Origin of the sequence: Sphingomonas sp. MA1305 (assembly GCF_016107325.1) — a bacterium.
Taxonomy (GTDB): Bacteria; Pseudomonadota; Alphaproteobacteria; order Sphingomonadales; family Sphingomonadaceae; genus Sphingomonas.
Genome location: NZ_RCVT01000005.1, coordinates 83,381 through 107,983 on the forward strand (window position 1 = coordinate 83,381; position 24,603 = coordinate 107,983).

21 protein-coding genes are annotated in these 24,603 nt (G+C 66.5%); 10 read left to right on the forward strand and 11 right to left on the reverse strand.

What is annotated here, in order from left to right:
- Positions 1–6 precede the first annotated feature (6 nt).
- The 4 genes from D9601_RS16980 to D9601_RS16995 form a co-directional block, all read right to left on the reverse strand.
- The gene (locus tag D9601_RS16980; protein ID WP_198355276.1) at positions 7–3,078 is read right to left on the reverse strand and encodes an efflux RND transporter permease subunit; all 3,072 of its coding nucleotides are present in this window, start codon (positions 3,076–3,078) and stop codon (positions 7–9) included.
- Positions 3,078–4,085: an efflux RND transporter periplasmic adaptor subunit gene (locus D9601_RS16985; RefSeq protein ID WP_198355277.1), complete on the reverse strand. Its 1,008-nt coding sequence runs from the start codon at positions 4,083–4,085 to the stop codon at positions 3,078–3,080. The genes D9601_RS16980 and D9601_RS16985 overlap by 1 nt, the downstream gene beginning before the upstream one ends.
- A 14-nt stretch (positions 4,086–4,099) precedes the next feature.
- A complete protein-coding gene (locus tag D9601_RS16990) occupies positions 4,100–5,467 on the reverse strand; it encodes a TolC family protein (RefSeq protein ID WP_198355278.1) in 1,368 nt (455 codons plus the stop codon).
- Positions 5,468–5,542: 75 nt separating this feature from the next.
- Positions 5,543–5,857 (reverse strand): PepSY domain-containing protein, encoded by a 315-nt coding sequence (locus tag D9601_RS16995; protein WP_198355279.1) that lies wholly within the window; start codon positions 5,855–5,857, stop codon positions 5,543–5,545.
- A 151-nt stretch (positions 5,858–6,008) separates the two neighbouring features.
- Here D9601_RS16995 and D9601_RS17000 point away from each other — a divergent pair, with 151 nt between their 5' ends.
- The 6 genes from D9601_RS17000 (at position 6,009) to D9601_RS17025 (ending at position 12,861) form a co-directional block, all read left to right on the forward strand.
- On the forward strand, positions 6,009–6,689 hold the full coding sequence (locus tag D9601_RS17000) for a winged helix-turn-helix domain-containing protein (protein ID WP_198355280.1): 681 nt from the start codon (positions 6,009–6,011) through the stop codon (positions 6,687–6,689).
- Positions 6,686–8,074, forward strand: coding sequence for a sensor histidine kinase (locus D9601_RS17005; protein WP_232474345.1), 1,389 nt, complete (start codon positions 6,686–6,688; stop codon positions 8,072–8,074). The genes D9601_RS17000 and D9601_RS17005 overlap by 4 nt, the downstream gene beginning before the upstream one ends.
- 233 nt (positions 8,075–8,307) lie before the next feature.
- On the forward strand, positions 8,308–9,339 hold the full coding sequence (locus D9601_RS17010) for a YncE family protein (RefSeq protein WP_198355281.1): 1,032 nt from the start codon (positions 8,308–8,310) through the stop codon (positions 9,337–9,339).
- Between the two features lie 7 nt (positions 9,340–9,346).
- Positions 9,347–10,129 (forward strand): COG4705 family protein, encoded by a 783-nt coding sequence (locus D9601_RS17015; RefSeq protein ID WP_198355400.1) that lies wholly within the window; start codon positions 9,347–9,349, stop codon positions 10,127–10,129.
- A 140-nt stretch (positions 10,130–10,269) separates the two neighbouring features.
- Complete coding sequence (locus D9601_RS17020; protein WP_443024769.1) at positions 10,270–10,890, forward strand: DedA family protein; 621 nt, start codon at positions 10,270–10,272, stop codon at positions 10,888–10,890.
- A gap of 162 nt (positions 10,891–11,052) precedes the next feature.
- Positions 11,053–12,861, forward strand: coding sequence for a sensor domain-containing diguanylate cyclase (locus D9601_RS17025; protein ID WP_198355283.1), 1,809 nt, complete (start codon positions 11,053–11,055; stop codon positions 12,859–12,861).
- Between the two features lie 48 nt (positions 12,862–12,909).
- Here D9601_RS17025 and D9601_RS17030 read toward each other — a convergent pair whose 3' ends face one another.
- The gene (locus D9601_RS17030; protein WP_198355284.1) at positions 12,910–13,110 is read right to left on the reverse strand and encodes a hypothetical protein; all 201 of its coding nucleotides are present in this window, start codon (positions 13,108–13,110) and stop codon (positions 12,910–12,912) included.
- A gap of 74 nt (positions 13,111–13,184) precedes the next feature.
- Here D9601_RS17030 and D9601_RS17035 point away from each other — a divergent pair, with 74 nt between their 5' ends.
- Positions 13,185–13,394 carry a hypothetical protein gene (locus tag D9601_RS17035; RefSeq protein WP_198355285.1) on the forward strand — a complete coding sequence of 70 codons (210 nt, stop codon included), beginning with the start codon at positions 13,185–13,187 and terminating at the stop codon, positions 13,392–13,394.
- 11 nt (positions 13,395–13,405) lie between these two features.
- On the opposite strand, the gene D9601_RS17040 is transcribed toward D9601_RS17035, so the two are convergent.
- Together D9601_RS17040 and D9601_RS17045 are read right to left on the reverse strand one after the other, a co-directional pair.
- Positions 13,406–13,825, reverse strand: coding sequence for a response regulator (locus tag D9601_RS17040; RefSeq protein ID WP_332838041.1), 420 nt, complete (start codon positions 13,823–13,825; stop codon positions 13,406–13,408).
- Entirely contained in the window at positions 13,806–16,961 is a 3,156-nt protein-coding gene (locus D9601_RS17045) for an ATP-binding protein (protein WP_198355286.1), read from the reverse strand. Before D9601_RS17045 ends, D9601_RS17040 begins: the two co-directional genes overlap by 20 nt.
- Between D9601_RS17045 and D9601_RS17050 the strand changes: the two genes are divergently transcribed.
- The 3 genes from D9601_RS17050 to D9601_RS17060 all read left to right on the forward strand — a co-directional run bounded on the left by D9601_RS17050 (position 16,944) and on the right by D9601_RS17060 (position 21,394).
- A complete protein-coding gene (locus D9601_RS17050; RefSeq protein WP_198355287.1) occupies positions 16,944–18,857 on the forward strand; it encodes a PAS domain-containing sensor histidine kinase in 1,914 nt (637 codons plus the stop codon). The two genes, D9601_RS17045 and D9601_RS17050, sit on opposite strands and share 18 nt — an antisense overlap.
- A 52-nt stretch (positions 18,858–18,909) precedes the next feature.
- Entirely contained in the window at positions 18,910–19,272 is a 363-nt protein-coding gene (locus D9601_RS17055) for a response regulator (protein WP_288044412.1), read from the forward strand.
- A gap of 61 nt (positions 19,273–19,333) precedes the next feature.
- The gene (locus tag D9601_RS17060; RefSeq protein ID WP_198355289.1) at positions 19,334–21,394 is read left to right on the forward strand and encodes a hybrid sensor histidine kinase/response regulator; all 2,061 of its coding nucleotides are present in this window, start codon (positions 19,334–19,336) and stop codon (positions 21,392–21,394) included.
- A gap of 439 nt (positions 21,395–21,833) precedes the next feature.
- Here the strand turns inward: D9601_RS17060 and D9601_RS17065 are convergent, their stop codons facing one another.
- The 4 genes from D9601_RS17065 to D9601_RS17080 form a co-directional block, all read right to left on the reverse strand.
- A complete protein-coding gene (locus D9601_RS17065; RefSeq protein ID WP_198355290.1) occupies positions 21,834–22,067 on the reverse strand; it encodes a hypothetical protein in 234 nt (77 codons plus the stop codon).
- Between the two features lie 19 nt (positions 22,068–22,086).
- Positions 22,087–22,722: a recombinase family protein gene (locus tag D9601_RS17070; protein ID WP_198355402.1), complete on the reverse strand. Its 636-nt coding sequence runs from the start codon at positions 22,720–22,722 to the stop codon at positions 22,087–22,089.
- A gap of 279 nt (positions 22,723–23,001) precedes the next feature.
- Positions 23,002–23,169 (reverse strand): hypothetical protein, encoded by a 168-nt coding sequence (locus D9601_RS17075; RefSeq protein WP_198355291.1) that lies wholly within the window; start codon positions 23,167–23,169, stop codon positions 23,002–23,004.
- A gap of 69 nt (positions 23,170–23,238) precedes the next feature.
- Positions 23,239–24,549, reverse strand: a complete 1,311-nt coding sequence (locus tag D9601_RS17080; protein WP_198355292.1) for a Shedu immune nuclease family protein — start codon at positions 24,547–24,549, stop codon at positions 23,239–23,241.
- Positions 24,550–24,603 lie beyond the last annotated feature (54 nt).

Genomic DNA, 24,603 nt, shown 5'->3' on the forward strand with positions numbered 1-24,603 from the left:
CCCTTCTCATGCGAGCCTCTGCGCGGGGGCGATCGGCTGCCGGTCCCGCTTCGGCAGCGTGAGGCCGGCGAGCACCGGCATGGCGACGAGCACGAGCGGATATTGCAGCAGCAGGCCGGCGATGATGGCGATGGCGAGCGGCTGCTGAATGCCCGACCCCTGCCCGATGGCGAGCGCCAGCGGCAGGAGCGTCAGGATCGCGGCAAGCGTCGTCATGGTGATCGGCCGAAGCCGGTTCCTGCTCGCCTCGCGCACCGCGTCGCGGGCGGGCATGTGCGCGGCGAGCTCCTCCAGCTCCGACATGTAGAAGATCGCCATCTCCGTGCCGATCCCGATGATCATGGTCATTCCCATCAGCGCGGTGATGTTCAGCTCTACGCCGGTCAGCCACAGGGCGGTGAAGACCGCCGTGGTCGACAGGAGCGAGCAGGCGATGATGATCGTGGGCCGCCAGAACTGGCGGTAGAGGACGAGAAGCAGGGCGAACTCGGCGACCAGCGCCGCGAAGAACACCTTGACCAGCCCGGCAAACGCGACCTGCTGCTGCTGGTAGAGGCCGCCCAGCTCATAGCGCACACCCGGCGCGAGCACGCCGGGGCGGTCGATCGCCGCCTTCACGTCTGCGACCGCGGCGCCGATCCCGCGGCCTTCGATGCGTCCCGTCACGGCGACCATGGGCTCCAGGTTCTCGCGGGATATCTGAGGCTGACCCGCGACTGGGACGATCGTGGCGACCCGAGCCAGCGGGAAGACGTGGCCGTCGGGCGCTCGGATCGGCAGCTGCGCCAATCCCGCCTCCGTCATGCTCATCGCACCCGGCAGGCGGACCCGCACGTCCACCGCCTTGGTCGGCTGCGGCAGGGACGTCGCGATGGTGCCGGCGAGCGCGCTGTCCACGGCCGTCTGGACGTCCGCCGGCGTCACGCCCTCGACGCCGGTGCGGATCGGGTCGATCCTCACGTTGAGCGCATCGCCGGCGAGCTGGACACCGCTCTTCACCTCGACGACGCCCGGGAGCTTGCCGATAATGCCGGCGACCTTCTCCGCCTGGGCGCGCAGCGCCGCCGGGTTCGACGAGAACAGCTTGATCTCGATCGGCTGCGGCACCGCGGTCAGGTCGCCGATCAGGTCTTCCATGAGCTGGGCGACCTCGACCTGGACGCCCGGGACCTCCGCCTCGATCCGCGCGCGCACCGCGCTGGCGACCGCGTCGGTGCTCTTGGAGTGGTTTGGTTTCAGCCTGACGAAGTAGTCGCCGTGATAGCTCTGGCCGAGGTCGCCGCCGAGCCCGGTGCCCAAGCGGCGCGAAAAGGTCAGGACCTCGGGATCGGCGCGCAGCATGGCGTCGATCTGGCCGACCTGCCGGCTGGTCTCGTCGAGCGACGTGCCGGGCGGGGTGTAGTAGTCCATAATGAACCCGCCCTCGTCCACCTTGGGCATGAAGCCCGTGGGAACCTTCGAGTAGCTGATCCACCCCATCGCAAGCAGCGGCACGAGGATGGCGGCCAGCAGCCACGGCCGGCGGATCGCCCCATCGAGGGCTCGGTCGTGGACGCGGGCGAGCCGCCCTTCGCCGGCCGCGCCGGGGTCCCGCCACTTGGAGAAGTCGACCAGTCGGCGCGTGAGGAGCGGCACGACGAAGGCCGTCATCGCCCAGGAGATGGCGAGCGCGGCGGCCATGGTGATCGACAGCGCCTTCGAGAACGCTCCGGTCACGCCGGTGAGGAACGACAGCGGCAGGAAGACGATCAGCGTCGCGAGGCTCGAGCCGGTGAGCGGAGCCATGAACTCGCGCGCCGCCGGCAGGACGGCGGCGTTACCGGCCTCCTGCCCGCGCTCGTCCTTGGCACCCGCCCGCCGAGCGATGTGCTCGACCATGACGATCACGTCGTCGATCAGGAGCCCGACCGCTGCGGCGATGCCGCCCAGCGTCATGATGTTGAAGCTCATCTTCAACATGCTGAGGACCAGCACCGTCGTCGCGAGCGTCGCGGGCACGACGATGACGGCGACGAGCGTCACGCGCCAGCTCCGGAGGAAGCCGAGCAGGACCACGGCCGCGAGCGCCAGCCCGATCAGGACCGCGTCCCTCACGCTGGCGACCGACTGCGTCACGAGTTCGCTCTGATCATACCAGTTCACCAGCTTCACGCCGGGAGGGAGCCTGACGCCGGCGAGCGCCTTTGCGACGTCCCTGGCGATCTGGACGGCGTTCCCGTCGGGCTGCTCGTAGATGTTGAACAGCACCGCCGGCCTGCCGTCCTCGACGATGCGCAGCCATTGCGGGACGACGCCGTCCCGGACGGTCGCAAGGTCGGCCACGCGGACGATCCCGGCGGGATCGGACTTGACGACGATCGCACCTACCGCTTTCGCATCCACCACGTTCTGGTCGGCGATGACGAGCGAGAGCCGGCCACGGTCCTGCACCTGACCGACCGCCGTCAGCACGTTGCCGTTCCGGATCGCGGTCGCCAGGTCCGCAAGTGTCAGTCCGTAGGCGGCGAGCCGGTTGGGGTCGGCGAGCACCTGGACCTCGGCGGTCTCGCCGCCCTGGACGCCGACCCGCGCCAGTCCCGGGATGGACGACAGCAGTGGGGTGATCTGGTAGCGCGCGAAATCCTGGAGCGCGACGGGCGAACCTCCGTCCGACACGAGCGCATAGGAGATGATCGGGAACACGGTCGGATCCCTGCGCCTCACGTCGTATTTCGTGCCGGGCGGGAGCGAGGCCGAAGCGCGGGCGAGCGCGGAGTCGACCAGCAGCGTGCTGGCCACCATGTCCCGACCCCAGCCGAAGTCGATCGAGATCTGCGCTGAGCCGCGCGTCGTCTCCGAACGCACGTCCTGCACGCCGGGGATCGCGCGAACCGCCTCCTCGACGGGTCGGGTCACCAGGAGCGCAGTCTGGTCCGCGGGACGACTGCCGGAGTCCAAATCGACGACCACGCGCGGGAAGGCCACCTGCGGGAAGAGGCCGATCGGCAGCGAGCGCGCGGCGAACGCGCCGGCCAGCGCGAGCGCGATCGCGATTACCACGAAGGCGCGCGACTGGCGTCCGAGCAGCCGTTCCAGCATCAGCGGGTGCGCACGGCGGCGCCGTCCTCGACCTGGTAGGCGCCCTCGACGATCAGCGGGCGGCCGGAGTCGAGCGCCCCTTCGACGATGTCGACCCGTTCGCCGGGAAGGCGCACCGTGACCGCCACGGCGCGCGCCTTGCCGCCAGCTACTTGGTAGACGCGCGGCGGGCCGTTGGCGGTCACGACCGCGGCGTGCGGCACGGCCCACCCGGCGGCGACGCCCGTCGCGATCTCGCCCTTGAGCGCCTCGTTGGGCAGCACCGCACCTGCCGGCACCGACAGGTCGACGTCCACCATCCGGGTCCGCGGGTTGAGCAGGCCGTCGACTCGCGTCACCCGACCCGCCAACGGCGTACCGCCGTCCAGTCGCCACACCCGCGCGGCCTGTCCGGGGCGCACGCGGACGGCCAGCGCCGGGTCCAGCCCGATCGTCGCGACGATGCTTCCGCTCCGGGCGAGCGTGAGAAGGGGGGCCCCCGGCTGGGTGCGGTCGCCCTGCGCGGCCGTGATCGCCGTGACGACGCCCGCGAACGGCGCGGTGAGCAGGCGCGTCCTCTGCCCGGCGCCCTGCTGACGGAGCGCGGCCAGCGCGGTCTGCGCATCCGCAACGGCCTTGCCCGCCTGCGTCAGCTGGTCGCGGGTGGCGAGCTGCTGGGTCAGGAGCTGCGCCGTAGTGGCGCGCTGCCGGCGTGCGGCCGTCAGCGCGGTGACGGCCTGATCGTAGGCGCTCACGGCCGAGGGATCGGTGGCGAACACGGCGAGCAGCTGGCCGGACCGGACGACCGATCCGGGCGTAACCGCGAGCCGCGCGACCTGCCCGGGCTGCGGGACGCTGACCGTCATCGATCCGCCGGTCGCGGGCGCGGCGCTGCCGTAGCCGGCGAGCCACTCGGGCGCCTCGCCGCGCTGCACCGGCTGCAGGCCGACGAGCACACTCGGGGTCGCGGAGGCTGCCGGGTCCGGCGCCGCCGATCCACCGCACCCGGCGAGGAGCAACGCTGCCATGGGGACCAGCACCCTCACTTGCGCGCCCCCGCGCCCATCGGCGACGGCGGCAGCGCCTCGACGCTCGAGAGCCCCGCGCCGAGCAGCGTCTGGAGGGCGACCTGCCGGTCGAGCAGCGCGAGCTCCAGGTTCATGATCTCCTGCTCCTTGGCGAAGAAGTTGGTGACGAGGTCGACGTAGCTGCGCTCGTCTAGATTGGACGCGCCGAAGGCGTTGGATGCGCGCTGGGCGGCGAGCCGCGCGGCGGGCAGATCGCGGCGCACCACCGCGAGCTGGCCCGAGACCTGCTCCATTTCGCTCAACAGCGCGCCGACCTGGCCCACAGCGCCCGCGAGGCGGGCCGAATACTCCGCGTGCAGCTGCGCGCGGGTCGCGTTGGCGATGGCGACATTGCCCTGGTTGCGGTCGAAGATCGGCAGTCCGACCGTCGCGTTGGGACCGGCGTTGGTCACCCCGCTGTTGTCGCTGCTGACCGATCCGCCGAGGATCAGGTCGGGGAACTGGGAGAGGATCGCCACCCTGACGTTCTGGTCCTGGGCGGCGTAGCCCAGCCGCAGCGCCAGGAGGTCCGGCCGTCGGTCCGGCAGCGTCGCGAGAGACTGGCGGGCCGCGGCCGGGTCCCAGGGCGGAAGGTCGATCGCGGACGAGAGCGGAACGACCGCCTCGGGAACGAGGCCCAGCAGCGCGTTCAGCTGGTGCCGGATCGAAAGCCGCCGCTGGTCGAGCGTCTGCAGGCTGGTTCGGGCGTTCTGGAGCGCGACCAGCGTCGGCGCGGCGGTCACGAGCGTGGCGTTGCCGGCGGCGAGCGCCTGCTGGAGCACGGCGTTGCGTCTCGATAAGAGGTCGAAGGCCTCGACCAGCCGGGGTCGGCTCCGGTCGGCCATGATCAGGTCGACCGCGAGCTGCCGCGCCTGGCCAGCGACCTGCCACTCCTGCCACAGGATGTCGGCGTCGACCTGCTGCGCCGAGAGCGCGCCCGCCCGGCGGCGGGGTCGATAGGTGATCAGCGACTTGATGTCCTGCGACAGGCCGATGTTCCACGCCGTCATCGTGCCGACGCCCGCGATGAGCGGGAGGATGGCGCCTGTCAGCGACGGGTTGGCGATGACGCCGGCCTGGATCAGCTGCGCCTGCGCGACACCTCGACGCGCGCGCACGGCACGCAGGTCGGGATTGTTCTCGACGGCGAGCGCCGCGACCTGCGCGACGCCAAGCGGCGCGCCGGGCTGGACGCCCGGCAGCGCCGCCGCCGCTGGCGCGAGGGGGGGAGTCTGCGCCAGCGGAAGGGGGACGTAGTGGGCGCAACCCCCGAGCGCGGCGAGCGCGAGCAGCGCCGTCGCGCCTGGGCAAACGACCCGGATCTTCGGCTTGGGCGGCTTCATCGGTTCTCCCGTTCGGCGCCGGCCGAGGATCCGGGCCACGCGGCCTACTTCGCCGCGATGCGTTGGGCGTGGGGCTCAGTCCGGATTTTTGCCTTCCGCCTTGTTCTCGAGCACGCGGCCGGTCTTGGCGTCCACGCCGACCTCGTAGGTCTTGCCACGGCTCACGATGTCGAACGAGTAGCGCAGGCCGGAGCCGCCGCCTTCGCGCTCGAGCTCCTGGTCGGTGATCCGGCCCGGCCGCGCCTTGCTCGCGGTCGCGCGCGCCGTGGCGAGCGACACCTTCGCCATCGGCATGAGCTCGGCGCCGACCATCCGGCCGTGCTTGGTCGCAGCCTGCGCTCCGCCGGCGACCAGGCCCGCCGCCGCCACGATCATGAGATACTTGCGCATCGTCGTTCTCCGGAGGCGTGATTGCCTCTGCGTTTTGCGACTACACCTCCTTACATTCGCCCAGGCTCAACCGGACATTGGGAATTGCCAACTTGCGCGCGGACCGTCGGAGGGAGCCCATGGACGGGTTTGCGGAGTGTGGAGCGGACCGATGAAGCTGCTGCTGCTGGAGGACGACGAGTCCACGCGGTCGCACGTGGCGAAGACGCTGACGGCCGCCGGCCATGTGGTCGACGTCTGCTCCAACGGCTGGGACGCGGTATTCCTCGGCACCTCCAACGGCTATTCGGTGCTGATCCTCGACCGGATGGTTCCCGAGCTCGACGGGCTGTCGGCGCTGAAGCAGCTGCGCGCGCAGGGGGTGGCGACGCCGGCGATCCTGCTCACCGCCGTCGACGGCATCAAGGACCGGGTCGAGGGCCTGGAGGGCGGCGCCGACGACTATCTGGTGAAGCCGTTCGCGGCGACCGAGCTGGTCGCCCGCGTGGCCGCGCTGGCGCGTCGCCCGCCGACGGTCGACGCGCTGACCACGCTGAGGGTGGGGGACCTGGAGCTGGATCTGTTGAAGCGGGTGGTGGCCCGTGCCGGGCAGCGCATCGAGCTGCAGGCGCAAGAGATGAAGCTGCTGGAATATCTGATGCGCCACAAGGGCGAGGTGGTGACGAGGACGATGCTGCTCGAGAACGTCTGGTCGTTCCACTTCGACCCGCAGACGAACCTGATCGAGAGCCACATGAGCCGGCTGCGCTCCAAGGTCGACCGAGGCTTCGGGGCCGAGCTGATCCACACCATCCGAGGCTCGGGTTACCGCATCGAGGCGCCGCAGCCTTGACCCGTCCGAGCTCGTTCAGCAGCGGCGCCTTCCGCTTCGCACTCGTCGTCGCGGCGATGTTCGCGCTGGGCTCGCTGGCGCTCCTTTTTGTGGTCGAGCGCTCCATCCGTTCCTATGCGGAGGAGGCCACCGTGGTCGGCCTGAAGTCGGAAGCGGCGATGCTGACCGACGATTGGCCCGACGGCGGCAGGACCGAGCTGGTCGACGCCATCGTCCGCCGGGACGGCGCGCGGTTCGAGCAACCGTTCCAGTATCTGCTGCTGGCGCGCGACGGTCGGCGGCTGGCCGGCATGCTCCCCCTCTCGGCAGCGCGCGACGGTTGGGGTCAGGTGTCGTTCGTCGATGACGGGGAGCCGCACGAGGGCGCTGAACCGGAGGTGCTGCGGACGCTGGGGACGCGCCTGCCCGACGGTTCGCTCCTCGTGGTCGCGACCGACACCTTCGACGTGCAGAAGCTGCGCAACCGGTTGGCCGGCTTCACGCTCCTGTCGGGCGTCGCGATCACGTTGCTCGCACTGTTCGGCGGCTACGTGATCGGCGTCCTGTTCCTGCGAAGGCTCGCCCGGGTGAACGGCGCAGTCGCGCGGATCATGACGGGCGATCTCGCCGAACGGCTGCCGCCGATCGGCATGGCTCCCGAGTTCGATCACCTGTCGCGCAACCTGAACGCGATGCTCGACCGCATCGCCGCGCTGATGGACGGCCTGCGCCAAGTCTCGACCGACATCGCGCACGACCTGCGGACGCCGCTCACCCGCCTGCAGCAGCAGCTGGAGGCGATGAGGGGAAGCGCCTCCGTCGACGCCTACGAGGCAGGCATCGAGGCGGCGCTGGTTCAGATCGGAGAGATCCACGCGATCTTCCGCGCACTGCTCAGGATCGGGCTGATCGAGGGCGGGGAGCGGCAGGCGTTCGGATCCGCCGACCTGACCGAGCTGGTGGCCCGAGTGGCGGAGGCCTATCGACCGGTTGCTGAGGACGCGGGACGGCCCTACTCCGTCGACGTCGCCCCCGGTGTGTCTGTCCAGGGCGACGCCGAGCTGCTCGCCCAGCTCTTCACCAACCTCATCGACAACGCGCTCGTCCACACGCCCGGCGGGACGGCCATCGCTGTCGGGCTCCGCCGCGAGGGGGGGCAGGCCGTCGCCTGGGTCGCCGACGTGGGACCCGGCATTCCGGCTGACCATCGGGCAAAGGTGTTGAAGCGCTTCTACCGCATGGACGCGAGCCGCCACACGCCGGGCGCGGGGCTGGGATTGGCTCTCGTCGCCGCGGTCGCGACGCTGCATGGGGCCGAGCTGGTCATCGACGACGCCGCGCCGGGCCTCATGGTGCTGGTGCGCTTTCCCGATGCGAGCGCCCCCTGTGGCACGGACGGCCGCTAATTGCTCATCTTGCGAACGATGCGGTCACATCCTTGATTCCTCGCGAGCGGCGCATTGCCGTGACGATCGAGATCGAGCCGCATCGAGGGCGAGCCGCCCGAAGCCGCCGCCTTTCGGCTCGTGGCGTCGCCTGACCAAAGCCGCTGTCACGTTGGGAATTGCCAACGTGGCGACGAGCGCATCGCGGCCTAGACGTGTTTGGCGCGCGCTGGTGCGTCGTCAGGAGAAGGCAGATGGGCACCTCTGGTCTGGTTAAGACGCTGTTCTGCTCCGCGCTGATGATCGTCTCGGTAGGCGCGGCTGCAGGTCCGAGGGCGGATTACGTCCTCGCCCGCACGGTACCGCTCGGGGCACCCGACCGATGGGACTACGTCGTCGCCGATCCGGCGACCAGGCGCGTCTACGTCGCCCATGGTGACCGTGTGACGGTACTGGACGCCGCTTCCGGCGCGGTCGTCGGTCAGGTCGCAGGCATGCCGGGCGGTACGCACGGCACCGCCATCTCACGCGCGACTGGCCAGGGTTTCACAGATGACGGCGAGAAGGGCGAGGCCGTTGCCTTCGATCTTCGGACGCTGGAGGTGCTGCGCCGCATCCCGGCGGCGGACGACGCCGACGGCATGGTCGAGGACCCCGCGACCGGGCGCGTGTTCGTAGTCGAGGGCGATCCGGGCACGATCACGGTCATCGATCCGAAGGCGGACGAAGCCGTCGCGACCATCAGGACGGGAGAGAAGATGGAGTATCTGGCGGCCGACCAGACCGGCCACGTGTTCGTCGCAGGCGAGGCGCGCGGCGACGTTCTCGAGGTGGACGCCCGGACCGCGAGCATCGCCGCCCGCTGGCCGACGCCCGGCTGCGTCAGCCCCCACGGGCTCGCACTGGACGACGCGCGCCACCGCGTGTTCATGGGTTGTGCGAACGGAACCATGATGGTCGTCGACACCAGATCGGGCGTCGTGGTGGCGCGGCTGCCGATCGGCAGGGGCAGCGACGCGATCGCCTGGGATCCCGTGCGCAGGCGGGTGTTCAGCGCGAACGGGCGCGACGGCACGGTGAGCGTCTACCAGCAGGTCGCCCCGGACCGCTACCGCGCGCTGCCGACCATATCGACGGTGGTGAGCGCCAGGAACATGGCGGTCGAGCCGCGCTCCGGCCGCCTGTTCATCGTCGGCGCCGACACCGAACCGAGCCCTGTGCCCGGCGGCCGTCCGCGAATTCGTCCGGGTACGGTCCGCGTCATGATCTACGAGCCGAGGACCTGAGATGGTGATGTCGGAGGAGGATCGGCGGGACGCGCTCAGCAAGGTGCCGGCGGTAACGCTCGGCTTCTGGGTGATCAAGATCACCGCGACGACGCTCGGCGAGACCGCCGGCGACACGGTGAGCATGACGCTCAACCTCGGCTACTTGGTCGGCACGGCGATATTCGCGACCCTGCTCGTCGCGTTCGTCGCGTGGCAGATCAGGGCGAAGCGGTTCCACCCGTTCCTCTACTGGGCGACGATCATCGCCTCGACGACTGCGGGCACGACCATGGCCGACTTCGCGGACCGGTCCCTCGGCATCGGCTATCCGGGCGGCGCGACGCTGCTGCTCGCGTGCGTGCTGGCCTCGCTGGCGGCGTGGCGGTGGACGATGGGCACGGTCGCGGTCGAGACGGTGCGGACGCCGAAGGCCGAGCTTTTCTACTGGGTCACGATCACCTTCTCTCAGACGCTCGGCACAGCACTCGGCGACTGGGTGGCGGACGCCGGACCCGGCTACCAGGGTGGCGCGCTGATCTTCGGCGCCGCGCTGCTGGTGCTGGTCGGCCTCTACTACTGGACCGCCGTGTCGCGCGTTTGGCTGTTCTGGGCGGCCTTCATCCTCACCCGCCCGCTCGGGGCGACCGTGGGCGACTGGCTGGACAAGCCGGTCGCCGATGGCGGGCTCGCGTTCAGCCGCCCGCTCGCCTCCGCGGTGCTGGCGGCGTTCATCCTGGCGTGCCTGCTGGTTGTCCCGCAGCGCGCGGGCTCCCACCCGGGCTCGTCGGACGGGGGTCGGCTGCCCTGAACGGAGCGGCGGGTTTGGCAAGGGTCCCCGAAGGGCGGCCGTGACGACGCGGCCGATGATCCGGTAGCGACGCTGTGCATGCTCCCCGGACGAACGCTGTCGGCCGAACCTTCCCTTGTCTGTGTCTGCGAGAGTTGGAGGTGACCTTGGGTGACTGGATCACGGCGTTGGTGGTGCGGGCGGGCTACGCCGGCGTGGCCGCGCTCATGCTCGCTGAGAACGTCTTTCCGCCTATACCTTCGGAGCTGATCATGCCGCTAGCTGGCTTCCAAGCAGCGAGCGGTCGACTGTCGCTTGTTCTCGTGATCGCTGCCGGCAGTCTTGGATCGCTGGCAGGCGCGACGTTCTGGTATCTGTTGGCGAAGCGGCTCGGTTACGACCGGGTGCATCGGCTGGCGGCGCGGCACGGGCGGTGGCTCACTATGACGCCCGCCGACATCGACCTGGCGCGCGAGTGGTTCGCGACGCGGGGCGGGACCGCGGTCCTGCTCGGCAGGCTTGTCCCGACCGTGCGCTCGCTGGTGTCAATCCCCGCGGGGATCGCGGGCATGCCCGTGGGCCGCTTCCTCGCGCTGAGCGCCGTTGGAGTTACCGCTTGGACGACTGTCCTTGCCACCGCGGGCTTTCTGCTTCGGCAGGCCTACTCCGACGTTGGGCGCTATCTCGATCCGGTCGCGACCCTGGTGATGTCGGCTCTGGTCCTCTGGTACGCCATTCGCGTCTGGCGGTTTGATCCAGGCGACGATGTGGGCGGCCGGTGAACGCAACTCGTCTGGGGTGGGCCAGTCACCTCCTCGAACTCAACTCGTCCTCCGGCTATCGGGCCGGCGGAGGCGCAGTTTGCGCGTGCGTCGACTAGGCACCCTGTTACGCAGCTCTAGCAAGGCACGAACAACGCGCCGTTAACCAGTGGATACTAGTCCATGGAAATGGCCCGCGCTGATATTTGCGTTGCCGCTTCGTTGCGTCTGTTTCTCAGTCCGATTCTGACGGGCATGGCGTACTACTTAGCCGCGATCGTCTCGCTCTCTCTGACCCGCGGCACTGCTGGCCTCGCGATGCTTTGGCCATCCAGCGGCATCCTGTTCGCGGTACTGCTGGTTACACCGCGTCACCGGATCACGTGGCACGTCGCGGCCGCTGCGATCGGAAGCCTCGCCGCCAATCTCCATGCTGGTACTGTGCTGGCGACATCGATCGGGTTCACTGTCGCCAACATGGGTGAGTCGCTTTCTGCCGCATGGCTGTTGCGGGCACGCAGCCGTTGCCGGGTATCATTCGTCGATCCCGGCAGCCTGACCCGCTTCTGCATGGCTGCCTTGCTCGCGACGGTCTTGGCCGCGACTATCGCGGTTATCGTGTCGGTCGTGCCATCGATCGGCTTCTGGTTTTCTTGGTTCACGACCGATCTTTTGGGCATCCTGATCGTAACCCCCCTGATCCTGATCGCCGAAAGGGTCATCCGCGGCGGGAGCGTTCGACTGACGCGCAAGGCCGTCATCGATGCGACGTTCATGTTCGCCCTGGTCACGGTCGTCACGGGGCTGACTTTTTCCCAATCCAGCTACCCCCTCCTGTTCGTGCCGATGCTGGCAGTTTTGGCCGCGACCTTCCGTCTCGGCCCGCTGGGAGCAGCCGGAGGGGTGCTGATCGTGACGGGGATCAGCACGGTCGCAATCGGGACCGGGTCTGGTCCGCATGTGCTGGTGCACGCCGGGCCGCTCGCCCGTAGCCTGTTCATGCAATTCTACCTTCTTGCGTTGTTCGCATCGGCGTTGCCGATTGCAACGCTGCTTGCCGCCCGCAGCAGGCTTACCGAGCAAGTCGCCGAGAAGATGCGGCTGCTTCAGCTCGCCGAAAGCGCCGCTCACGTCGGGCACTGGCGTCTTGATACCGCGACCGGGACGATCACCTGGTCGCGTGAGGTGTTCCGCATCCACGGCATCGACGGCGAGGTTCCCCCAGCACTGGATGCTGCAATCGAGGCTTATCACCTCGAGGATCGGCCGCTCGTCTCGGAACGGCTCGAAGAGGCGATCCGGGACAATCACGGCTTCGCCTTTACCGCCCGCATCATCCGCCCGGATGGCGAGGTGCGTCATGTGTTTTCGCGCGGCGAGATCGACGGCAATGCCGACGACGGTGCCCCGGCCCTATTCGGCATCATCCAGGACATCACGGCCCAGGTCGCGCACGAAGCGGCCTTGGAGGAAGCACGCCGTCACGCCGAGGACGCGGCGGCCAAAGCGACGATCATGGCTGAAACCGATCAGTTGACCGGCATCGCCAACCGACGCCGGACCTCGTTCGCTCTCGACCAGGCGGTGCAGGTGTCGCGTGACACCGGCCGGTCAGTGGCGGTCGCGATGTTCGACATCGACCATTTCAAGCGCATCAACGACACCTATGGTCACCAGGCCGGCGACGAGGTGCTGAAGCGCGTCGCGGCCGATGCGGGAAAGGAGCTTCGCAGCGCCGACACGCTGGGTCGGTTCGGCGGTGAGGAGTTCGTGATCGTTCTCCCTGATGCGACCGCCAGCGTCGCGATGATGGTCGCTGAGCGTGTGCGGCTCGCGATCGAGGCTGGCGGCGACAATCCGCGCGTGACGATCAGCGTCGGCGTCGCTGAGCTGGCAACGGGCGAGAGCTGTGAAAGTCTTCTGAAACGTGCGGATCAGGCGCTGTATGCGGCAAAGCGGGAAGGCCGCAACGCTCTCAGACTCGCCGCCTGAACGAAGGGTCGAGATTGGCAACGGATGGTGCATCGGTCCGCTTCGGGATCAAAACGGAGGGTAAACGACTTTTAAGGTCTGATGACCAAAGTCGATATTCCCCTCACGTTGATGCGTATGGCGCTGGGTCTTCTGGATATGCAAGGCGAGGGGGCCGATGCTCCAGCCTGTCATTTGCAGGCCGCGATCGAGGCCAGGATCGGGAACGATCGGATTAGCGGCGCTGAGCGATCGCAACGTAGCGATCATTAATGCACCTTGGCGCGTATCGTGCGAAACAGCGGCATTTTAGCCGGATAGAGTGACATGCGAGGCTTTGGGTAATGCTGCCTGAACTAGAGAGGTTCGCCCTCGATATCCGCAATCTCAGCGCGATACATGACCAGCTCGACGATCACGAAGCCTCACTGCTTATCGATCAGATGATCGGGCATCTGCGATCGGCATTGGAGCGGCTGGCAGAGCGCGACGGTATGCTGACAGGAATCATGCCGTGGTGGCGGCAATGGCGGATGACCCCGCCCAAGGGATGATGCCGCCTTTGTCAGAGCAGCTGGTGAAATGGGCTCTCCAGCGCGCCACGCCGAAGCGGCTTGGGCAGCACGATCCCGGGAGGATTGCACGGCTGACATTCCTCCGGCGTCCCGCTGATGAAGATCACCGGCACCATGCCCAACCGGCGATGAATCTCCTGCACCGCAGCCGGCCCGGTGCCGCGGGCAAGTCGCACATCCGAGGTGATGAGTTCAGGACGATGCGACATTGCCGCCGCGACCGCATCCTCCTGCGTCACGGCGATGTCGAACGAGGTCGCTCCCTCGTCTTCCAGGGTCGCCTGGATGCTCATCGCGACGAACGGTTCATCCTCGATAATTAAAACGTGGCACATGGGGTATTTTCCGCTTCCTGATCTGAGTGAACGAGCGATCAGGAAAGCGGCTCCCTCAGCCGTCCAGTACCTCACTGATTTTGGCTGAAAGTTGCTCGATCCCGAACGGCTTGGGCAGGAAGTTGGTGCCCGGATCGAGGATTCCGTTATGCACCACGGCGTTGCGGGTATAGCCAGTCATGTAGATCACCTTCATGAGCGGCAGCAGGCCGGCCGCGCGATCGGCGAGCTGGCGGCCGGTCATACCCGGCATGACGATATCAGTAAGCAGGACAGTCACGTCCTGGCCGGCTTCGATCATGCCCAAAGCTTCCGGACCGCTCGCGGCATGAAGCACGGTGTAGCCAAGCTCGCGCAGCGTTTCGACCGTGTTCTGGCGAACTCGCTCCTCGTCTTCCACGACCAGCACGATTTCGCTCGTTCGGCCCTGCCGTGCCGGCGCCGTCTTCCGGCGTGGCATCGGAACCTCGTCGCCCCAGAAGCGCGGCAGGTAGAGCTTGAAGGTCGTGCCGTGGCCGATCTCGGAATAGACGCGGACATGGCCGCCGGACTGGCGCGCGAAACCGAACACTTGGCTAAGGCCGAGCCCGGTTCCCTTGCCGGTCGGCTTGGTGGTGAAGAAGGGATCGAACACCCTTTCCAGCACGTCGGGTGCGATGCCGGTGCCGGTGTCCGTAACTGAAATCTGCACATATTGGCCCGGCGGGATTTCAGCTTCACGCGCGTAATCGTCATCTACATGCGCATTGCAGGTTTCGATTGTCAGCCTGCCGCCTTCCGGCATCGCGTCACGGGCGTTCACCGCCATGTTGACGATGATGTTCTCCAGCTCGTTCGGATCGGCCTTGGCCTTCCAGAGCCCGGCGCCGAGGATGGTTTCGAGTTGCACCAGCTCGCCGAGCGACCGGGTGAGCAGGTCGGACAGGCCGCCTACCAGCTTGTTGAGATCAATCGGTTCGGGTGACAGTGGCTGCTGCCGCGAAAAGGCGAGCAGGCGCTGCGTGAGGGTCGCAGCGCGGGTCGCACCTTCCATCGCGCCGTCGAGATACTTGCCCACGTCCTGCTCGCCACGCGCGAGCCGGCGCTGGGCGATATTCAGCCCGCCGATGATGATGGCGAGCATGTTGTTGAAGTCGTGCGCGATGCCGCCGGTGAGCTGGCCAAGCGATTCCATCTTCTGGAGCTGGCGGACCTGGCTTTCGGCTGCCGAACGACGTTCGACTTCCGTCCTGATCTCGGTGCTGGCCTCGGCGAGCGCGGCGCTCTGCTGATCGACCCGCTGGTTCAGGCGAAGCAGGGCCTCGGCGCGCTCCACCGCCAGCCAGGTCAACTCGGCCACTTCCTTGACCAGCGAGATTTCAGCCGGCGTCCAATGGCGCACGTCTGCATGGTGCAAGTAGATGCCGGCCTGCCAGCGCCCGGCGTCCATCAACGGCACGCACAGGCCAGCGAGTACGCCGGTATCGGCATAGGCCGCTAGGTCGCCGTCGTTTTCATAGCGGCTGTCGCTAAACACCAGCGTTTTGCCGCGGCGACGCTGCCGCTCCGCGCGTTCGCCGAAGGCGCTGACCGGCTGGAACCCGATCAACGGTGACAGCGTACCGTCCGTCCAGCTCTCGCTATGACGCATCTGCTTGGCGCCGTGCAGGCGATAGAAGCCGGCGCGATGCGCACCCAGGCGCTGCCCAAGCGCTTCCGCGGCCACGCGAATGATCGTTTCCGGATCGGTCGCGACACGCTGGCGGCCGGTCAACTCGACCACAAAGTCCCGCTCCGCCTTGGCCGCGCGCAGCGCCAGCTCGGATGTCATTCGGTCGGTGATGTCGTAGCTCACGCCCGGGAAGCGCTCGCAGCACCCGTCCAGCCCGGCGATGCAGCGGCCCTGCGCCGACACCCATCGAACGCTGCCGTCAGAATGCAGCAGGCGGTATTCCGACACGAAGCTTCCGCATTGCTCGACCGCTGCCGCGACTTCGGATCGCACACGTTCAAGATCGTCCGGGTGGATGCCATTGAAGAAGTCCGCCAGCGGTGCCCCGCGCGCTGCCTCGTCGGGGTCGATGCCGTAGAGGGTCGCGAACCGCGTGTCCGCCGTCACGCGGTCAGCCACGACATCCCAGTCCCAGGTGCCGATGCTGTTGCCGGCGGAGAGGGCCAAATCCAGCCGTTCGTCCGCTGCCTTGCGTTCACGTTCGGCAATTACCCGCGGCGTCGTTTCGCCGGTGACGCAAAGGAGGCCGGCTATCTCCCCCGCATCGTCGAACACGGGCGAGTAGGTGAACGTCCACCAGCTTTCCTCAGGCAGACCGGTGCGGCTGAGATCGAGCCGCATGTCGATCAGCGTCTGGCTCTCGCCCGCCAGGGTCGTTTTCACCAACGGCTCGATCTCGTCCCAGATGCTGCCCCAAACTTCCCGGAACGGTTGGCCAAGCGCCGTGTCGAGCCGATATCCGAGGATGGGCCGGTAAGCGTCATTGTAGAAGCACAGCAGGTCCGGCCCCCAGGCGAGAAACATGGGAGTGGGACAGGCCAGCATCAGGGCAAGCGTCGAGCGCAGCGAAGTCGGCCAGGTGTCCAGCGGGCCGAGCGAGGTGCTAGACCATTCGTGACGTGCAATTTCGCTTCCGGTAACGGTCTTGTTTTCCATCGGTGTTGCTTGAAAAAGAGGGACGTTCGCGCGCGATCTTGCAACGATCACAGCGCGATGGGAGAGGAAGGATCGCTTAAACCGTTTCTCGGTGAAGCCCAGGGGGACAGGCGGTCTGATCACACAGAGGAAGGGAACGCATCGGCTATCGCGCACCGGACGGTGCAGGGGGCAACAATGAACCAGAACAGCGACGAAGCCTACTTCGCGCGATGGGCGCAGCAGGAGCTCGATCTTGCCGGCAAAGCCGCGGACGCGGCGACAAAGACGATCCATCTCGATCTGGCGGCCGCCTACGCGACGCGCCGGGAACTTGCCGCTTGCGCAATTACAGTCAGCGATAGGGGCTCCGAACCCGATCAACCTGACCATGCGATATTTCTGAGGCAGGATGGTCTGAGGACGGCCCTTTTCTGAACGACTTTCATTGGTTAATTCCGAACCGGGGGGCGCGATGAATGTCGCCGCTTCATCGGGACTTAACAAGAGAAACGTGCGGGCAGCGGCGTGACGGAACAGCGGGATCGTGTAACGGACGGCAGGGGCATGGTCGATCGGCTCCATGCTTACGACTGGAGCGCCACCCCTCTCGGCGACCCTGTGCATTGGCCGCTGAGCCTCCGCACCGCGGTTCAGATCGTGATGGCATCGGGCCATGCCATGTGCCTGGCGTGGGGTCCTGAGCGCACCTTCCTCTACAACGACGCCTATGTGCCGATGCTCGGTACACGCCATCCGCAAGCATTCGGTGCGCCTTTCAAAGAGGTCTGGCCAGACATCTGGAGCGATATAGGACCGCTGGTCGATCAGACGTTCGCCGGTGAAACCTCAACCTTCGAGAACATGCCGCTTACCATGGAGCGCAACGGCTACCCGGAGGAGACTTGGTGGACCTTCTCCTACTCGCCGGTCGTGGATGAGTGCGGCAGCGTTGCCGGTCTGCTCAACGTCACCGTGGAAACCACGGGACGCGTGTTGGCGGAGCAAGGCCGCGATGAGGCGGTCGAGCGGCTGCGCCGGAACGAAGCCAAGTGGCGCGGCATCTTCCACACGTTGCGCGAAGGCTTCATCCTCGGCGAGTTGGTGCGTGACGAAACGGGACGGGTCATCGACTGGCGCTACGAAGAGGTCAACGACGCCTGGTACGATCTCGTCGGGATCGAGCACGGCTGCGCGGTCGGTCGGACGATTCGCGAGGTGTTCCCAGGCATCGAGGACGAGTGGGTTATGGAGTTCGCCGGTATGGCCGAGGCCGACGAACCGATCCGCTTCACGCGTCAGGTGGGAACGCTCGGCCGTTGGTACGACGGCGTGGCGCAGCATGCCGGCAACGATCATTTCACCGTCATCTTCACTGAGGTGACGGAGCGTGTCCTGCGCGAGAAGCGGCAGCGGGCGCTGATCGCGCTCGGCGACCGCTTGCAGCAGGAGACGAGCGTCGGGAGCATCACTCTCGCTGCCAGTGCCATTATCGGCGATGCGCTCGGCGTCCAACTCGTCGGCTACGGCGATGTCGATGCAGGTGCGGAAACCATCACCGTCGAGCAGGACTGGACAAGCGGGGCCGCACAAACCCTCGCCGGTACGCTCCGCTTCCGCGACTTCGGTAGCTACATCGATGACCTCAAGGCAGGCTGCACTGTGATTGTGCGGGACTGCCGGACCGATCCGCGTACTTGCGACCATGCTGACGCACTTGAAGCACGCAGTGCGCGTGCTTTCGTCAACGCGCCGGTGATCGAACGCGGCGAGTTCGTCGCCCTTCTCTATGTCAGCTCCGACACGCCGCGGGACTGGAGCGCCGACGAGCTTGCGTTTATCCGTGACATCGCCTTCCGCGTCCGGCAGGCAGTCGAGCGGTTGCGCGCCGCTCAGCAGGAGGAGGTGCTGAACGGCGAGCTGGGGCACCGCATCAAGAACACGCTCAGCGTCGTTCAGGCGATCGCCACGCAGACCCTCGTCGGAAAGGCGGATCAGACGGCGGTCGATGAGTTCAGCAACCGTCTGAAGGCGCTCTCGTCCGCACACGATGTGCTGATGAAGCGAAGCTGGGAAGCCGCCGATTTCGAGGTAGTGGCGCGTGCCGCGCTATCGAGTTTCGCCAGCACCCGCATTAGGCTGTCAGGTCCCGAGCTTGCGATCAGCTCCCGCACTGCGATGTCTTTGTCGTTGTTGCTCCACGAACTGGCAACCAACGCCGTCAAATACGGCGCGCTCAGCGTGCCCGAGGGCCATGTCGCCATCGCCTGGGCGCTGCGTCGAGCCGATAGCGTAGACACGCTGGAGATGAGCTGGTCGGAACGGGGCGGCCCTCCGGCGGCCGAGCCCACTTCCCGCGGCTTTGGCTCACGGCTTATCCGAATGGGACTGAGCGGATCGGGCGGCGTCAAACTGCGTTATGGCGCTCAGGGACTAACGGTCGAGATGAGTGCGCCCCTTGCCCGGATACAGCAGGGCTGAGGGCGGCAGAACGAAGCGAATGGGTCAGTCACAGCCATTGTCGTGCCACCCGGTGCTTATCATCGAGGACGAGCCGATCCTGCGAATGGAGGCGATCGACATGGTCGAGCGTGCCGGGTTCGAGGCAATCGAAGCGAAGGATGTCGATGAGGCGATCCAAATCCTTGAGACGCGCACCGATATCAGGGTCGTCTACATGGACCTCGATATGCCCCGGGGCGTGAAAGGCATTGAGATCGCGGCATGCATTCGCGACCGCTGGCCTCCGATTGAGATCATCCTGACGGCCGCCAGCTTCAGCAAGGCCGACCTGGACCTCCCCGTACGGGCGGAGTTCTTCTCCAAGCCAGTCCGTCACAGGGAGATTGTCGCTGTCATGCGCCGCATGGCGGATCACGCTGCAGACGCTGCTTGAAACTCGCCGACAATGAGAATGACGGCTGCCATCGCATCGTGACTAGGCCATAGGTCTGCTGATGAACGAAGGTGATGCCAAGTCCGCCATATGGCCGCTAGAGGGCGCGGAGCCGCTCGCCGCAGGACGTGAGCGCGCGGTGTCGATCGATCGGGCACCGGATCGTAATGCGTTGTTCTCGGCGATCCAGTCCACGCGGATGCCGATGATCCTGACGGACCCGCATCAAAACGACAATCCGATCATCTTCGCGAACCGCTCCTTCCTCGCGCTGTCAGGATACAGCGAGGATCAACTGATCGGTCGCAACTGCCGCTTCCTGCAAGGACCGGACACCGATCAAAGCGCGGTTCGCCGTGTGCGAGAGGCCATCGCCGCGCGTGAAACGGTCGCGGTCGATATCCTCAACTATCGGCAGGACGGCAGCACATTCGTCAACGAGCTTTACGTCAGCCCGGTTTTCGACGGTGAAGGCAACCTCCTCTATTTTTTCGGTAGCCAGGTCGATGTCACGTCACTGACGCAGGCTCGCGCCGATTTGCGGGACAGCGAGGCGCGCTACCGTTCACTCTTCGAGACGATGGACGAAGGCTTCTGCATCATCGAGTTCATCGACGGTCCAGATGGACCGCTCAGCGACTATGTGCATGTCGAGGCGAACGGCGCCTACGAGCGCAATGCCGGCATCGCCAACGTAGTGGGCCAGAAGGTCCGCGAGATGGTGCCGGATGAAGCGGATAGCTGGGTCGCCCGCTACGGCGAGGTGCTGCGCACCGGCGAACCGATCCGCTTCGAGCAGGAACTGATCGCGACCGGGCGCCAGCTCGAACTCTCTGCGTTCCGACTGGAGCCGCCCGAGCGCCGCCAGGTCGCCGTTCTGTTTCAGGATATCACGATCAGACGCCGTGCCGAGAACGACTTGCGGGCGCTGTCGGGACGGCTTGAGTCCGAGGTCACAAGGCGGACCAGCGAGTTGCTCGCGAGCCAGGAGGCGCTGCGCCAGTCGCAGAAGATGGAAGCGATCGGCCAACTCACGGGCGGCGTCGCGCACGACTTCAACAATCTGCTAACCATCATTCGTTCGGCAGCCGAGCTGCTGACCCGCGACGACATTTCCGACGCCAAGCGCAAGCGCTATGCCTCAGCGGTGCTTGAAACGACGGATCGTGCCGCCAAGCTAACCGGCCAATTGCTGGCCTTCGCGCGCCGACAGCCTATGCGATCCGAGGTGATCGATGCCGGAGCCAATACCCAGGCCGCGCTCGATCTGATTCGCCAACTCGTCGGATCGCAGGTCGAGGTCACATTCGAACAGCGGGCCTCGACCTGTTTCGTCGAAACCGATCCGGCGCAGTTCGAGACGGCGCTGGTCAACCTGGCGGCCAATGCCCGTGACGCCATGAGCGGTTCCGGGACGCTGGCGTTCTTCGTCGAGAGCGTCGCTGAGGTGCCGGTAGTCCGACACCATCCGGCCGTCCATGCGCCGCACATCGCGGTGTCCGTTACGGACACCGGACCGGGTATTCCCGAGGATGTCATAGAGCGTGTCTTCGAGCCGTTTTTCACGACCAAGGAGCTTGGCAAAGGCACAGGCCTTGGCCTGAGCCAGGTGTTCGGCTTCGCCAAACAGTCCGGTGGCGAGGTGGCTGTGCAGTCATCGCCGCAAGGCACGACCTTCACCATCTACCTGCCGTGTAGCGGGGCGCAGGCTATGACTGCGCCGCTGGAAGAGGTGCCGGTTTCCGATGCGCAGGTCCGCAATGCCTGTATCCTGGTGGTCGAGGACAATGTCGAGGTCGGCACCTTCTCGACGGAAATCCTGCGCGAACTCGGTCATCAGACGGATTGGGCTCCTGACGCCAACGCCGCCCTGGAAAAGCTGCGTGACGCGCCGGATCGGTATGATCTCGTCTTCTCGGACGTAATGATGCCCGGCATGTCCGGGATCGAGCTAGGCGGCGAGATCAGGCGCCTCTACCCCACAATACCCGTCCTCCTGACCAGCGGCTACAGCTCGGCTATAGCTGAAGGTGGAACGCAAGGGTTCGAGCTTCTGACCAAACCCTATTCGGTGGACGATCTCACAAAGCTGCTTGGCCGAGTGTTGAGACGTTTGGGCTGATCGCCAGCAATGCGGCTTCCCCAAAAGGGACCATCAACGGGATGCTCGGGCGGACATGGTGCTCCATCGGGCAACGAATCCACCGTTTTCCCAAAACCTGTTCTCGATTGCCCTTTCCCGAAACTGCCGGTCGAGCACGGAGAATTGGGGCACCCGAACGCGCCTCGACGCGGCGCGTCCAAGCTGAGCCATCCGAGTACCGCCAGTGCCGGAATCTAACCCTTACTACGCATCTGACCGGGATGTTGCAGCGGCGCTCCGGCGTGCGGCCTTCTGGCGGCGACGTTCGACCTCGATGAGGCGACCGGCAGGGTTGTTACGAGGAACACGTTGCCAGATGGCTCGAGCGCCGGGTCCCTGGCCGCACACGCGCGGTACAGCGACGTCCTTAAGAGGATGTAGCGTACTGAGCGCCAAGATCACCGCGTCGGAGTCTCGCTTACCGGTTGGCGGAGGGCGTTCGCCGCGGCGTGGTCGAGCGCGGCCAGTGCTGCCCGAAAATCTGCGTTGTTGTACCTTCCTCGATACCGTTCAGCTCAAGCAGTACCGCAGTCGCGCCGTGCACGATCACGGGCAACATCGGGCCGGAAATGAGCGAGGCAATGCCGTCGAAGTAGATCGCGTGCTCCGCCGCAAAGGTCACGACATCAACAACGGAAGTCGAGCTCTGCATATACGGTTGGATCGCTTCACTAAGTCGGCGCTACGGCAGCCGTCCTGACGCGGTGTAGGGCGGTCACCCGCTTGACGTGAGCAATGCTGCATCCGGCCAATTCCGCCGTCTTCGCGATGCTCATGCCAGCCTCGCGCAGACCGATGATGCGGCGGTGATGGGCTAGGTCGGGCTTGCGGCCGGTATACCGTCCTGCCCTCTTAGCGATCTCGATCCCCTCGCGCTGCCGCTCGCGCCGGGTCTCATAATCGTCGCGCGCCGTCTGCAGCGCCACGCGCAGCAGCATGTCCTGCACCGCTTCCAGCACGATACGCGCCACGCCCACGCTGTCCGCCACCAAGTCGCTGAGGTCGACGATGCCCGGCACGGCCAGCCGAGCTCCCCTGCCGCGAATCGTCTGCACCAGCAGTTCGGCTTCCGGCAGCGGCAGGCGGCTGATACGGTCTATCTTCTCGGCCACCACCACCTCACCCGGCTGCAGGTCCGCCACCATGCGCAAAAGCTCCGGCCGGTCAGGCCGCGCGCCCGACGCCTTCTCCCGGTACACGGCCGCCACGTAGAAGCCGGCCGCACGCGCGCCCGCCACGATGCTCTCCTGCCGCGTCAGGTCCTGCTCGTCCGTGCTCACCCGCAAGTACACCCGCGCCGCCTTCACCTCGCTGCCTGCCACCTGCCCGTCACTCCTGCCCGGCGTGTTTGGGTACACCCATGAGAGCCACTCCTGGAACAAGTGGCCCAGAAGAGTAATCGTCCATCCTGCGGAGCCTAGCCAAGTAAACCGAGTCTAAGTAGCTTCGAAAGAGGGACAGTGAAGGCTCTTGATCACTAATAGCGGCCGCGTACTCGCCTCACCCTAGCCGTCATTGAAACCTTCCGGTATGAGCACCGCAATCGGGTCAGGTTAGCGGAGTCACTGCCGCGTCTTAGGCGGCGACTACGCGCAGCTGTCCCGTGCTGGGATCACGCGCAATGCGACCGCGCTGTCCGCGATCTCGAGTGCCTTCAACTCGGCCTTGAGACGAAGCATGTTGGGATAGCCGCCGACCCGCCGGGCCAGAGCGCCGGTTTCGGTCTGTTCTCGCGCGGACAGGATCGTCGCCATGGGTCCTAGACATTCCCTCCCGGCACCTGCGTAAAGGCTCGACCGGATTTCGCGCTCGTTCTGTTCGCTTCAACGCGCCGCCGGGGTCATGGCTCCCGGCGGCACCGGCGAAAGCGGCGGCTCCGCGAGCGCCGCTTCCGCCTGGCGTTCGGTGAGCGAGGCGATGATCGCGCTCAGCCGGCGCAGCAGATCGTCATAGGTCAGGATGTCGAGCATGTTGGCGTACTTGCGCTTGATCACCTCGAGGTCGAACGTCTGCTGGTCGGAGAGTGCCGGTCGACCGTCGGGCTTGCGGTCTCGACCCATGATGATCATCGCCTTGGGATTGGTGATGCGAAGGCTCAGCGCGCCGGGCAGTTTGCCACGATAGCGCTCGTTCAACACCTGCTCGCCGGCGACTCCCCATTTCGAGAGATGGAAGATGTACTTCTCCGCCTGCATGATGCTGCCCGCCAGCTCACGGGTGGGTATGCTGTTGTCGCGGTAGAGCGAGCGACTGACGATCGCATCATCGAACGGCTTCTTGATCTCGATCACGTCGATGGTGCCGCCGGCATCGACCAGGCACAGGTCGATATACCGTCGCCGGCGCTGGCCGGGCGTGCTGTAGAAGTCGGCAATCTCCACGTTCTCGAGAACGGCGACGTATTTCGGCAGGATCAGGAGAATGACCTTGATGATCATCCGTTGCCAGTCGAACTCCGAATAATCGGTTGCGCGCTCAAGCCATTTCGCGATGAGGTCACGCAGATAGACATATTTGTCGATCTCGGCCTGGAACAGCTCGACCTGACGCAGCGGGCGGCGGTCGACCACGGACCGCCGGCGGCTGAGATAGGTCTCGTAGGCATCGCGCGCGCTCCTCATGCTGTCGAAAAACTCGCCGATGACCACCTCGACCCGTGCGCTCGCGTACCGGTCGACCTCGATGCTGTTGGGAAAGCGGCGGAGCAGCTCGTCGAAACTGGTGGCGGAGATGGCGCCCGGGGCGTTGCCCCCGACGACGATCGTCGCACCGTCGCCCTTCACCTTGGCGATGCGCCGGAAAATGCCGACGTTGCGCTCGGCGATGAACAGCTTGCGCTCCAGCCACCTGCCTTCATCGATCCAGACCTCGTTGTCGATGCCGAGGATCCGCCCCGGGATCTTGAAGTAGCCGCCGCTGTGTTCGGCAAAGCGGAATCGGAAGGGCTGCACCGGCTCGACGTCGGCGTCGTCCTCTTCGGGGCCGTCGATCAGATCCTCGGCGAGGAAGCTGAAGCCGCGGCTGACCTTGACCTTGCCGTACGATTTGAGCTCCCGGCGAACCCAGGCAGGCGTCGTGAAGGTCGGCTCGTAGACCAGGACGACGGAACGGCGGTTGACCTCGAACGTGACCATGGGTTCAGCCTCGCGACTGCCCGGCCGCGCGACCGGCACCGGGCGCCCGGACGG

Excerpts from the sequence above, each read along its gene's own strand:
- D9601_RS17075 (WP_198355291.1), bottom strand. The coding sequence starts at position 23,169 with ATGGCGACGATCCTGTCCGCGCGAGAACAGACCGAAACCGGCGCTCTG.
- D9601_RS16990 (WP_198355278.1), bottom strand. The coding sequence starts at position 5,467 with ATGAAGCCGCCCAAGCCGAAGATCCGGGTCGTTTGCCCAGGCGCGACG.
- D9601_RS17015 (WP_198355400.1), top strand. The coding sequence starts at position 9,347 with ATGTCGGAGGAGGATCGGCGGGACGCGCTCAGCAAGGTGCCGGCGGTA.
- D9601_RS17060 (WP_198355289.1), top strand. The coding sequence starts at position 19,334 with ATGAACGAAGGTGATGCCAAGTCCGCCATATGGCCGCTAGAGGGCGCG.
- D9601_RS17035 (WP_198355285.1), top strand. The coding sequence starts at position 13,185 with ATGCTGCCTGAACTAGAGAGGTTCGCCCTCGATATCCGCAATCTCAGC.
- D9601_RS17010 (WP_198355281.1), top strand. The coding sequence starts at position 8,308 with ATGGGCACCTCTGGTCTGGTTAAGACGCTGTTCTGCTCCGCGCTGATG.
- D9601_RS16985 (WP_198355277.1), bottom strand. The coding sequence starts at position 4,085 with ATGGCAGCGTTGCTCCTCGCCGGGTGCGGTGGATCGGCGGCGCCGGAC.
- D9601_RS17045 (WP_198355286.1), bottom strand. The coding sequence starts at position 16,961 with ATGGAGCCGATCGACCATGCCCCTGCCGTCCGTTACACGATCCCGCTG.
- D9601_RS17000 (WP_198355280.1), top strand. The coding sequence starts at position 6,009 with ATGAAGCTGCTGCTGCTGGAGGACGACGAGTCCACGCGGTCGCACGTG.
- D9601_RS17080 (WP_198355292.1), bottom strand. The coding sequence starts at position 24,549 with ATGGTCACGTTCGAGGTCAACCGCCGTTCCGTCGTCCTGGTCTACGAG.
- D9601_RS17050 (WP_198355287.1), top strand. The coding sequence starts at position 16,944 with ATGGTCGATCGGCTCCATGCTTACGACTGGAGCGCCACCCCTCTCGGC.
- D9601_RS16995 (WP_198355279.1), bottom strand. The coding sequence starts at position 5,857 with ATGCGCAAGTATCTCATGATCGTGGCGGCGGCGGGCCTGGTCGCCGGC.
- D9601_RS17065 (WP_198355290.1), bottom strand. The coding sequence starts at position 22,067 with ATGCAGAGCTCGACTTCCGTTGTTGATGTCGTGACCTTTGCGGCGGAG.
- D9601_RS17025 (WP_198355283.1), top strand. The coding sequence starts at position 11,053 with ATGGAAATGGCCCGCGCTGATATTTGCGTTGCCGCTTCGTTGCGTCTG.
- D9601_RS16980 (WP_198355276.1), bottom strand. The coding sequence starts at position 3,078 with ATGCTGGAACGGCTGCTCGGACGCCAGTCGCGCGCCTTCGTGGTAATC.
- D9601_RS17030 (WP_198355284.1), bottom strand. The coding sequence starts at position 13,110 with ATGATCGCTACGTTGCGATCGCTCAGCGCCGCTAATCCGATCGTTCCC.